Source organism: Paenibacillus sp. CCS19, assembly GCF_033239625.1.
In the GTDB taxonomy this organism is placed as follows: domain Bacteria; phylum Bacillota; class Bacilli; order Paenibacillales; family Paenibacillaceae; genus Paenibacillus_T.
On record NZ_BTCK01000036.1, the window covers coordinates 53967 to 65048 of the forward strand.

9 protein-coding genes are annotated in these 11082 nt (G+C 48.9%); 6 read left to right on the plus strand and 3 right to left on the minus strand.

The window, feature by feature from the left end:
• Positions 1-91: 91 nt before the first annotated feature.
• The 3 genes from SBI19_RS21645 to SBI19_RS21655 all read right to left on the minus strand — a co-directional run bounded on the left by SBI19_RS21645 (position 92) and on the right by SBI19_RS21655 (position 3286).
• Positions 92-850 (minus strand): glycosyltransferase, encoded by a 759-nt coding sequence (locus SBI19_RS21645; RefSeq protein WP_317971600.1) that lies wholly within the window; start codon positions 848-850, stop codon positions 92-94.
• 151 nt (positions 851-1001) lie between these two features.
• Positions 1002-2297 carry a UDP-glucose dehydrogenase family protein gene (locus tag SBI19_RS21650; RefSeq protein WP_317971601.1) on the minus strand — a complete coding sequence of 432 codons (1296 nt, stop codon included), beginning with the start codon at positions 2295-2297 and terminating at the stop codon, positions 1002-1004.
• On the minus strand, positions 2294-3286 hold the full coding sequence (locus tag SBI19_RS21655) for a sugar phosphate nucleotidyltransferase (protein ID WP_317971602.1): 993 nt from the start codon (positions 3284-3286) through the stop codon (positions 2294-2296). Before SBI19_RS21655 ends, SBI19_RS21650 begins: the two co-directional genes overlap by 4 nt.
• Before the next feature lie 202 nt (positions 3287-3488).
• Here SBI19_RS21655 and SBI19_RS21660 point away from each other — a divergent pair, with 202 nt between their 5' ends.
• From SBI19_RS21660 to SBI19_RS21685, 6 genes are all read left to right on the plus strand, one after another.
• Positions 3489-4514, plus strand: a complete 1026-nt coding sequence (locus SBI19_RS21660) for a glycosyltransferase (RefSeq protein WP_317971603.1) — start codon at positions 3489-3491, stop codon at positions 4512-4514.
• A gap of 1 nt (position 4515) precedes the next feature.
• Positions 4516-5205, plus strand: coding sequence for a glycosyltransferase (locus SBI19_RS21665; protein WP_317971604.1), 690 nt, complete (start codon positions 4516-4518; stop codon positions 5203-5205).
• Between the two features lie 29 nt (positions 5206-5234).
• On the plus strand, positions 5235-6008 hold the full coding sequence (locus SBI19_RS21670) for a glycosyltransferase family 2 protein (RefSeq protein WP_317971605.1): 774 nt from the start codon (positions 5235-5237) through the stop codon (positions 6006-6008).
• 430 nt (positions 6009-6438) lie between these two features.
• Complete coding sequence (locus SBI19_RS21675) at positions 6439-7242, plus strand: sialate O-acetylesterase (protein WP_317971606.1); 804 nt, start codon at positions 6439-6441, stop codon at positions 7240-7242.
• Positions 7243-7464: 222 nt separating this feature from the next.
• Positions 7465-9195, plus strand: coding sequence for an ABC transporter ATP-binding protein (locus SBI19_RS21680; RefSeq protein WP_317971607.1), 1731 nt, complete (start codon positions 7465-7467; stop codon positions 9193-9195).
• On the plus strand, positions 9192-10958 hold the full coding sequence (locus SBI19_RS21685) for an ABC transporter ATP-binding protein (RefSeq protein ID WP_317971608.1): 1767 nt from the start codon (positions 9192-9194) through the stop codon (positions 10956-10958). The genes SBI19_RS21680 and SBI19_RS21685 overlap by 4 nt, the downstream gene beginning before the upstream one ends.
• Positions 10959-11082: the final 124 nt, after the last annotated feature.

Sequence of the window (11082 nt, forward strand, 5' to 3'; positions counted from 1 at the left end):
CCAATTGAAATCTTAAAAACTGTTTTGTTGAAAAAATCAACCCAGTACCGGATCGGTACTGGGTTGATCCGCTTGTAAGAGCCGGTCGATATTAATTGACGTAGCGGGTGAAATCCTTCGTCCGGCGTACAAGCTTGCAATGCCGCATATAACGACGCGTGCTTTTTTTCTGCGTGTGGCGGTTCCAGTCTTTGCTGCGGATGCAGACATAATGCCGTTTGGAGACGGAATAGATGCGAAAGCCTCGTCGAATGCAATTCGATAGCCAGCGGGCATCCGAGCCGGCCTTCCGATTAGTCGCAAATCTGACCCGGCGCCATACCGATTTGCGAAATACAAGCGTACCGCCTTTGACGTTGCGCTTGTATTTGCGTTCGCCTCCGCGGCGGAACACCATCAGCGCCTGCTTTTCCTCGAAATAAAGAAAGGCGGTATGTTTGCCGACGATATGCGCTTTGCCTCTTTTGATTGCGCGGGCGGCTTCCCTTAGAAACTTAGGTCCGTAGTAATCGTCGTCGTCAAACTTGGCGATGAGGCCGTCTTCTGCTAACTTTATGGCGTAGTTCAGACAACTACCGAGTTTATATTTCTGGGGAAGCTGAAATACGCGGACTTCGTTTTCCGGATATTGATTTGCGCGCTCTTGATAGGCGTTGATGTCCATTTTGTCATTGTTCAAGACGATGATCATTCGTTTATCCTTCCAGAGCTGTCGATCGTAATTGTCGAATAGGTTATCCATGCACGAGGGTCTCATCGTACAGGCGATCACGGTGATCATCTTAGTCTCATCTCCATACCGAACTTGTATGTAGGATATGAATAGACTGCTGTACAGGGCACGGCGCATTTATTTAAATTTGCAGCATGACCCAAGGCGGTTGATTGTTAGGCAACCTATTCTATTGCTGTGGGGCCCAGCATGCATGACAAAGAACTTTACTTTTCCCCGCAGAGAAGCCTGAGGAAAAATAAAGTTCTGTCTGTCGAGCTAGAAATTCTTAATGCTCATTGCCAATGCCTCGGTAATAAAAACCGAGTCCCCGCATCACCTGAGCATCCATCATATTGCGCCCATCAAAGAAATTAAGCTGCCTGAGCAGACTCTTCAGGTTCGTCCAATCCAGCTGTCCAAACGCTGTCCATTCCGTACACAAGATGACGGCATCCGCGTCGTGCAATGCTTCTTCCGCCAAGGAACAAACCGTCACTGCTTCATAAGAAGGTTGAGCCGGCAATGTTGCAACGGGATCAAACAACTTTACGTTGGCCTGTTCGAGCAGCAGATCATGGATCATTCGTAGAGCTGGCGCTTCTCGAATGTCGTCCGTATCCGGCTTGAACGCAAGCCCCAGAATCGCGATGTTCTTATTCGCAAAGTCGCCCAAGCGCGTCCTGGCCTTGTCGAGCAAATAAGCATATTGCGTGGCATTGACTTCCATGACTTGTTCCAAAATACGAAGATGCACTTCTTGTTCCTTTGCGGTCATAACTAGCTCTGAAACATCTTTGGGGAAACAGGAGCCTCCGTATCCCAGTCCGGCTTGAAGGAAGCTTGGACCGATTCGCGGATCAAGTCCCATTCCTTGGGCCACCTCATTGACGTTGACATTTACGACATCGCACAGTTTGGCAAGCTCGTTCATATACGAGATTTTCGTGGCGAGAAAGGCATTGGACGCGTACTTGATTAACTCCGCGGTTCTAGAGGTGGTGACGATCCTAGGGCATTGAAACGACTGGTAGAGCGTTAGCAGCTGCTCCTTTGCCTTTGCGCTATCGGTGCCGATGACGATACGATCCGGGTGCAAAGCGTCTTCCACAGCCTTGCCTTCTCGAAGAAATTCAGGATTCGAAGCCACATCGAAAGGATGGGGCTGCCGCTGAGCGGCTCTGATCCATGTCGTGACCTGCTCTTGCGTGCCCACGGGGACGGTGCTTTTGGTGACGACGAGCTTATAGCCGTTCATCGAGCAGCCGATATCCTCAGCCACTTGTTGAATATAGCGCAGGTCAGCGCTCCCGTCCGGGCGCGAAGGCGTTCCAACGCAAATAAAAATGACGTCATGCCCCGCGATTGCTGACTCTTTATCTGTCGTAAAGAGCAAACGGCCGCTTCGCACATGCTTGTCTATCAACGCTTCGAGTCCGGGCTCGTGGAAGTGCAGTCGTCCCTGCTTCAGTTGCTCGATTTTACGTGCATCGACATCGAGGCCAGTGACTTGCCAGCCCGATTCTGCGAAAACCATGGCGGTCGTGGCACCTACGTAGCCCGTACCAATAATTAAGATGTTCAAGGCATGTCCGCTCCTTCGTCGGTCTGTACGCCGGTGATAACAGAATGCTCGCCGATGATGACATTTTTCAACAGGAAGGGAAGGTCTTTGGAATGGACTCCGTTTAAAATGATGCTGTTCTCGATATGGCAATTTTCCAAATTAGAACCTTCGCCTATCGAAACGTAAGGGCCGATACGGCAATCCTTCAGCACGCAATCCTTCTCGATCGACACCGGCTCCACGATCGTGCAGTTCTCCATTCTGACGGAATCATGAATCCGTTTTTTGGATACGTCCGCGCTGAGTAATTGTTGATTGGCTTTCAGCCACCTGTCCATCGTGCCTACGTCAATATTCAACTGATCCGTAATATGATACGAGACGACTTTCTGTTGATCGGTCAACCGTTGTATCGCATCCGTGATTTCATATTCCCCCCGCTTGGAAGGTAGAATCTCGTCAATCGCGACAAAAATGTCCTTCGTGAACGCATATGCGCCTAGCACCGCCATATTAGACTTGGGATAGACCGGCTTCTCTTCGATGCCGACGATTCGCTCGTCTTGAATCTCCGCGATGCCGTAATCTTGCGCAACCTCTACTTCGGCAAGCAACAGGGATGCTTGTACAACGCCAAGCTCGATGTCATTCTTCAACGCGGATAACGAGGCGGAAATCAAGTTATCTCCTAGAAGCAGCAGAAACGGCTCGTCAGAAATGAAATCTTGCGCTTGCTTGACCGCGTGCGCAATTCCTAGCGCCTCGCGCTGATAGATGTATGAGATCGATATGCCCAGCGCTTCTCCCTCTCCGAATTGCTCGCGGATGCTGATTTCTTGGGAGGGATGAATGACAATGCCAATCTCCTCTATGTCGAGCTCCATTAATTTCACTATCGCTAATTGCAGCAGGGGCGTATTCGCGACAGGTATGAGTGTTTTCGGCCGATTGTAGGTGAACGGGTATAAACGACTTCCTTTGCCCGCACAGAGTATCAATCCTTTCAATAGCCTCACTCCCCTCTTAATCTACTGCTTGTATCCTATGAAAACGGCAATCGCTTGGTATAGGCCTTATGCTAAGCGAAGTCAATAAAACCGCCATTAATTCCTCTGAATTAGATGAATGCGCCGTGACCTGCACGGAAGTCCGCTCATATCCTACACAGAATGCCTATGGACGTTAAGGACTTAAGGAGCTGAAGGAAAGTTGAGAATTGCTCAAATTTCGACGAATACGATTCCTGTCCCGCCTAAGGATTACGGGGGCACGCAGCGCGACGTTCACTATCTGACAGAAGAGTTGGTCAAACGGGGGCATGAAGTATTTCTGTTCGCTAAGAAGGGTTCGACCTCGAACGCGACCCGTACGTTTGAATACGAATCCAATGATCCGAAGGAACAGCTTGATTTCATTATTAAAAACCTTCCGCCGGATGTAGATATTATTCATGATCACTATGGTATCGTCGCGAAAGCGAATCCGCCGATTCCGACGATCTGTCAATCCCATTCCAAAGGGATTAAGAGCCGAGTTCAGATTCCGGTTTACGTCAGCAAATTCATCCTGCGCAAATACGGCAAACGAAGAGGTTACGCGGTATATAACGGTATACGTATGGACGATTACACGTTCAGGACTAACAAACAGGATTACATGCTCTTCTTGGGGAGATTGATCAAGGAGAAGGGGGTTCACCTGGCTATCAAGGTCGCCAAGAAAACGGGCAAGCGGCTCATCATCGCAGGGACGTTGAACGACAAGAACTATTACAACGCAAAAATCAAGCCGCATCTAGGCAAAAAAATCCGCTATGTCGGCACTGTCGGCGGCGATCGTAAACGCGAATTGCTCGCTAATGCGAGCTGCGTCCTGTTCACTTCCACTTGGGATGAACCTTTCGGTCTTGTCCTCGTCGAAGCGATGGCAAGCGGCACGCCCGTGCTCGGCTTTCGGAAAGGCGGCGTCGCCGAGGTGCTTCGGGGGATGCCGCAGCTGTTATGCCGAACGACCTCCGGCATGGCGGCGAAGGTCAAGAACCGCAAGCGACTGCCCGCAGCGAGAAGGCTGCGGCGTTATGCCAGAACCCGCTATTCCGATATCATCATGACGGACTCCTTCTTGAAGCTGTACCGGAAGGTTCTCGACAACAACTTGTACAAAATCAGGAAAAATACATTATGGAACAGGCGCAAAGCCAAGCTTCAACCTACGCCAGATGGAGATGAAGGCTAAGATGATCACCGTGATCGCCTGTACGATGAGAACCAAGTACATGGATAACCTCTTCAATAATTACGACCGGCAGCTCTGGAAGGATAAACGAATGATCATCGTCCTGAACAACGACAAAATGGACATCGAGGCTTATCAACAGCGGGCAAGTCAATACCCGGAGGGGGAAGTCCGCGTATTCCAGCTTCCTCAGAAATACAAACTCGGCAAATGTCTGAATTACGCGATCAACTTAGCAGATGACGGCCTTATCGCTAAATTTGACGACGACGATTATTACGGCCCTAAGTATCTGAGGGAAGCCGCTCGCGCAATCAAGAACGGCAAAGCGCCTATCGTCGGCAAACGTACCGCCTTCCTCTACTTCGAAGCGAAGCGGGCGCTGATGGTGTTCCGCCGCGGCGGCGAACGCAAATACACGCGCAGCATCAAGGGAGGCACGCTCGTATTCCGCAAATCGGTCTGGAATCGTGTCCCTTTCCCCGAGTTCAAAAAGTCTGGCACCGATTCAGGCTGGTTAGGGCGCTGTTTCCGCAGAAACATTCGCATCTATTCCATGTCCAAGCGGCATTATGTCTGCATCCGACGAGCCAACAACAAAAGCCATACACAGAAGAAATCGACGCGCCTCTACATGTCGCAATGCAAGCTCGTTCGCAAAACGAAAAATTTCAGCCGTTATGTAAACTAGTTCTAACCTTTCTCTAGGGGGCATGCAGGATGTCTGCGAATACTCAAGCAGGCGTAACGATCATTACCTCGACGATTCGAAAAGGGCTAATGAACAATGTGTTCGACAATTACAGTCGCCAGGAATGGCCAGTCAAAGAGCTCATCATCATCATTAATAATAACGGCATCGCTATGCGTCCATATAAGGAGCTTGCACGGCAACATGACAACGTCCGTGTCTTTCGCGTGAATGGGCGTAAAAATCTTGGCGCATGCCTGAATTATGCAGTTGCCCGAGCCCGATATGGCTATATTGCCAAATTCGATGACGACGACTACTATTCGCCCCAATATCTAGATGAATCCATGCTTGTGTTTGCCAAGAAGAAAGCTGATGTCGTCGGCAAAAATACGACTTATTTCTTTTTCCCGCATCGTTCCTTACTGCTGCTTCGCAGACGGACCGCCCAGCCTTACGGTCGGAGCAGGAGAATTGCGGGCCCTACCATCATGTTTCGCAAGAGGGTGTTCAAGAAAGTTGCCTTCTCGACCAAGGTGGTTGCGGGATCCGATGCGCGATTCGTGCGAGCATGCCTGCTACGAGGCCTTAAAGTATACACGGCTTCCTCCTATAACTTCGCCCAGAATCGCCGCTCGAATCGAAAATCGCATACTTGGAAAGTTTCCGATCGGCGGCTGCTCGCCTCCAAAGGAGCCGTCATTATTCGAACGAAGGATTTCAAACCGCACGTCGATCGGACGCTCGATCTTCTGCCCTTGCCGGACAGTATGAAGCCGAATGACGGGAAAGATACGAATTAGAGGTAGTCGCAGCTCAAATCTATTGGTTGAAGCCTAATGGAAGGAGTGAAAGCATATGTCATTGTTGATACCTCCTCCGCCACCTCGTCCACCTGCATTCGTACAACCAGAACCTTGCTTATTTCAAATATCATTCGTTAGGCTCTCGGTCGGAGATAGCTTCTGGTATTACCCGACGAGCATTGAACGCGAATTAGTTTCGGGCTACAGATGGTATGGCGCATGATTACGGCTCGTTCATATTTTTTAAACGGGGACGACTGAATAGTTCACGAGGTACAGCCACTCAAGACAGTTGAGGAGGCTGTATCTTTTTTCTTTGATAACAACGAAAACTTGGTAGAATTAAATGAACGGTTTCGTTGACGAGACTGCGAAACTGATGTAATTTCATAGATGTTCTCCTGGAGAAGAGAGGCGATTATACAAAATGGAACGATCGATGATAGCAGGAAAGAGCGAGTCTAAAGACGTTGATCTAGTCATGTTCATGGGGCAATCCAATATGGCTGGCAGGGGGACTGCTGCGGATGCTCCGAGTGTACCAAGCGGCTATGGTTTCGAGTTCAGGGCGATTTCTGACCCGACTAGGCTTTACCCTATTACAGAACCATTCGGAGTGAACGAGAACAATGAGATAAGCGGAGTCTTCGAATCTACAAAGACGGGATCGATGATCTCTTCCTTCGCCATAGCGTATTACTCCATCGCGGGCCGCCCGATCGTTGGGGTATCCTGTTCCAAAGGCGGAACGTCGATCAACTTATGGCAGCCCGGAGTGGCGTTTCTGAACGATGCAATTGCTCGGTTTCAAGAGGCCATGTCTTGGCTCACAGCAAACGGATATACGATTAAGAATAAATTCATGGTTTGGTGTCAAGGCGAGACGGACGGCGATAATGGGATGACGAGGGCAGATTATACGGCCCGTCTGAAGGCGATGATTAATGGCATGGCAGAAGCGGGCATCGAACGCTGCTACGTCGTTCGAATCGGGAACCATCGAGACGATGCGCGACTTTATCAGCCGATCATGCAAGCGCAAACCGAGCTATGCGATACATACGAGACGGCGATTCTTGTCTCGAGTAAATTTGCAGAAATGGCAGCAGCGGGGTTAATGAAGGATCCGTTCCATTATACGCAAGCAGGCTATAATAGGACTGGCGCCGACGCTGGCATGAACACGGCGCTTCATATTGTCTCGAGAAATAGGGATAATATTACCACTTAAGCGAAATTGCTGCCTGTCTTTGAACAAGAAAGCTACAGCTTAACAGTAAGGGTTAACCGGACAGCAGGTTAACCCTTTTTGCGTGCAAAGAAGTCGGGATTGCGGCATCCATTCAGTCGTGAAAGTGTTAGTGGTCCTCTGCGAGCAGATCTACAATAGGAGAAATGAATAATGAAGCGAGTATATGGTTGATCGCATTTTCGTTAAGAGGAGTGAACGTTCATGAGCTCTCTTTTTTACTATTTGAAGCCCTATCGATTATCGATTGGTCTGTTTCTGCTGCTTATGCTCTCAGGCATCATGCTCGAATTATATCTGCCTACATTAATGGCTAATATGGTCGATATCGGCATTGTGAATGAAGATTTGGATGATGTCCTGCGTATCGGCGGCTGGATGTTGGTATGTTCTGTCTTCGCAGTTGGGCTGTCAGTGGGTGTAAACTTCCTCTCCTCCAGCGTTGCGCATGGCTTCGGCAAAGATTTGAGGTACAGCTTGTTCGTCCATGTTCAGAAGTTCTCGTTAGAACAGTTCGAACGATTCGGAACGGACTCCCTCATGACTCGAACGACGAATGATATCCGGCAGGTTCAAGACTTTATCAATGCGCTCTTCGGAATCATGACCCGTGCACCGATCATGCTGTTAGGCGGTATCCTATTAGCTGTCTATCGGGATTCGGCGCTTTCAATCATTTTTCTGGCTGTTATCCCGATTCTAGCGGGTACAATCTTCTTGATCATGCGGAGAGCTGTGCCTCTATACGGATTAATTCAGAAGCAAACCGATCGATTAAATCTTATCGTTCGTGAATCTTTAAGCGGTATACGCGTCATCCGAGCTTTTGGTCGAGAGGCTCATGACAAACAGCGTTTTCTTGAGGCGAATCAGGATTACCGCGATTTAGGCATTAGAGTTAACAAAATTACTGCTTTTCTGTTTCCGACCATCAATATCGTCATGAGCATGACGAACATCACGATCATTTGGTTTGCCGGTATCCGAATCAATGCAGGACAAATGCAAGTCGGCAATCTAATGGCTTTCTTGCAATATGCAATGATGATATTGGTATCGTTAATCATGATGTCCTTGACATTCGTGATGATTCCTAGAGCACAAGCCTCCGCAAGGAGGATTGCCGAAGTGCTGAGACTTGAGCCTGCAATCATTGATGCAGGGAACGAGCAGCTTGGAGCGGATAGAAAAGGACATATTGAATTCAAAGAAGTTTCTTTTCGCTATACGGATGCCGCGAATCCTGCTCTTCGCTCGATCTCCTTTGAAGCGAAACCTGGAGAAACGACGGCCATTATTGGCAGCACAGGCTCGGGTAAGACGACGCTGCTTCAATTAATTGCACGTCTGTATGAAGTTGACGAGGGATCGATCCTAATCGATGGCACGGACATTCGTGAGTTCTCTCAACGCTCGCTCAGATCCTGCATCGGATACGTCACTCAGCAAGCCCATCTATTCCGAGGAACGATCGCTGATAACGTTACGTTCGGTCAGCCAATGCTGGAACCGGTGCAGATGGAAGAAGTGCTGCAGACTGCAATGGCTCTTGATTTTGTTCAATCGAAAGACGGAGCAATGGAAGCTGAAGTTGCACAGGGCGGCTCGAATTTCTCGGGCGGACAGAAGCAGCGGCTTTCAATTGCTAGAGCCTTAGCCAGAAAGCCGTCTATATTTTTGTTCGACGATAGCTTCTCGGCATTGGATTATAAGACGGACGCCCAGCTGAGAGCAAGATTGAAGCAGATGACTCGGAACGCGACTATCTTGATTGTCGCGCAGCGGATAAGTACGGTGCAAGACGCCGATCAGATCATCGTATTGCATGAAGGGGAGATCGTTGGAATCGGGACGCATAGCGAACTGCTCGTCTCTAACGGCATTTATCAGGAAATCGTCGCTTCCCAGCTCGCGAAGGAGGAGGTTGGTGCATGAGTAAGACGAATGGGGCTGCCTTGCGGCGGCTAGCCGGCTATCTGAAACCCTATCGCGGCAAATTGCTGTTAATCGGATTCGCAGCACTTATCAGCACATTGTTCAGCATCATTAGTCCTAAGCTGCTTGGGGATGCGACGAATATGTTGTTCGATAGCTATCGGAATGGCACAGAGGTCGACTTCAGGAGGCTGGGAGCCTGGCTGGTCGGAATGGCAGCGCTTTATATGGCATCTTCTCTATTCTCTTTTCTACAGCAATATGTGTTAGCAGGCATCTCTCAACGAATAACCGCTTCCATGCGCGAGCAGGTGACGGATAAGTTCTCCCGTTTGCCGCTTCGTTATTTCGATCGAAATTCGCAAGGCGTTCTATTGAGCAGGACAATAAACGATATCGACAGCATCAACACCTCATTGCAGCAAGTAATTTCGCAAATGATGAACTCGATTTTAACCGTCGTTGGGATTATTGCCATGATGCTGTATATCAGTCCAATGCTTACGATTATCGTCGGAATAACATGGCCTCTAAGCGCGTTTATGGTGAGATGGATGGCGGGCAGATCCAAGACCTATTTTGCTTGTCAACAGGCTGAATTAGGACAAGTGAATGGTCATGTCAATGAGATGTTCGGTGGTTTCGAGGTTGTCAAAACCTATGGGTATGAAGAGCATGCGATACAAGTCTTTGAACGAAAGAACCAGAAACTTTACGAAGCGGGAAGGATGGCGCAGTTTATATCCGGCATTATGATGCCCTTGATGATGTTTGTCGGCAATATCGGCTATGTGTGTGTAGCAATTGTCGGAGGAGTTCTGGTGCTGAACGGCAATTTCCAAATCGGTTACGTGCAGGCCTTCATTCAATATATGCAGCAAATCAATTATCCATTGATGCAAGCGGCTGGCATGATGAATTTGGTCCAGACCGCGCTCGCTTCGGCAGAGAGGGTATTCAGCATCCTAGATGAAAAAATAGAAGATCAACTCTCAACATCGACCGCGCAAATTCGCAAGTTGGACGGGAGCGTAACCTTCTGTAGTGTCAGCTTCGGCTACGAGACCGAGAAGCCTGTCATTCGCGGATTTAATCTGCATGTTAAGGAAGGACAAACCGTTGCCATTGTAGGTCCGACGGGAGCCGGCAAGAGCACGTTGATTAATCTGTTAATGCGGTTTTATGAGGCGGATGAGGGAAGCATTCTTCTCGGCGAGAATGAATACAAGAATCTGAGCCGAGATCAAGTCCGAAGACAATACGCAATGGTGATCCAAGATACTTGGTTATTTAACGGCACGATTCGGGACAATATTGCGTACGGACGTGAGCATGCATCGGAAGAGGATATCATCCGAGCTGCTCGAAGCGCTTATGCTGACGATTTCATCCGAAAGCTGCCGAACGGCTACGATACGATGTTGGGTATAGGGGCTTCTAATCTCTCGCAAGGGCAGAAACAGCTGCTGACGATAGCTCGAGCGATACTTGCTGATCCGGCCATCCTCATTCTGGACGAGGCGACAAGCAGCGTCGATACGCGTACCGAAATGAATATCCAGAGAGCGATGAAGGAAATGATGGCGGGGAGAACAAGCTTCGTCATCGCACACAGGCTTTCAACAATTCGCGATGCCGATCTAATCCTTGTGATGAGCAATGGGGAAATTGTAGAGCAGGGTACTCACGAGTCGCTGCTGGAACGACAAGGGTTCTATGCGGATTTGCATAATAGTCAGTTCAATGAACAAGAGGCAATTTAGTTAAATAGACGAACAATAACCAATTACAAGCCGATAGAAATAAGAAGACAGAACTATACCCTGGAGTGCACCCCTTAGAATGGACATTGGATAAAACCCCTGGTTTATCCGATGAAATTCTAGG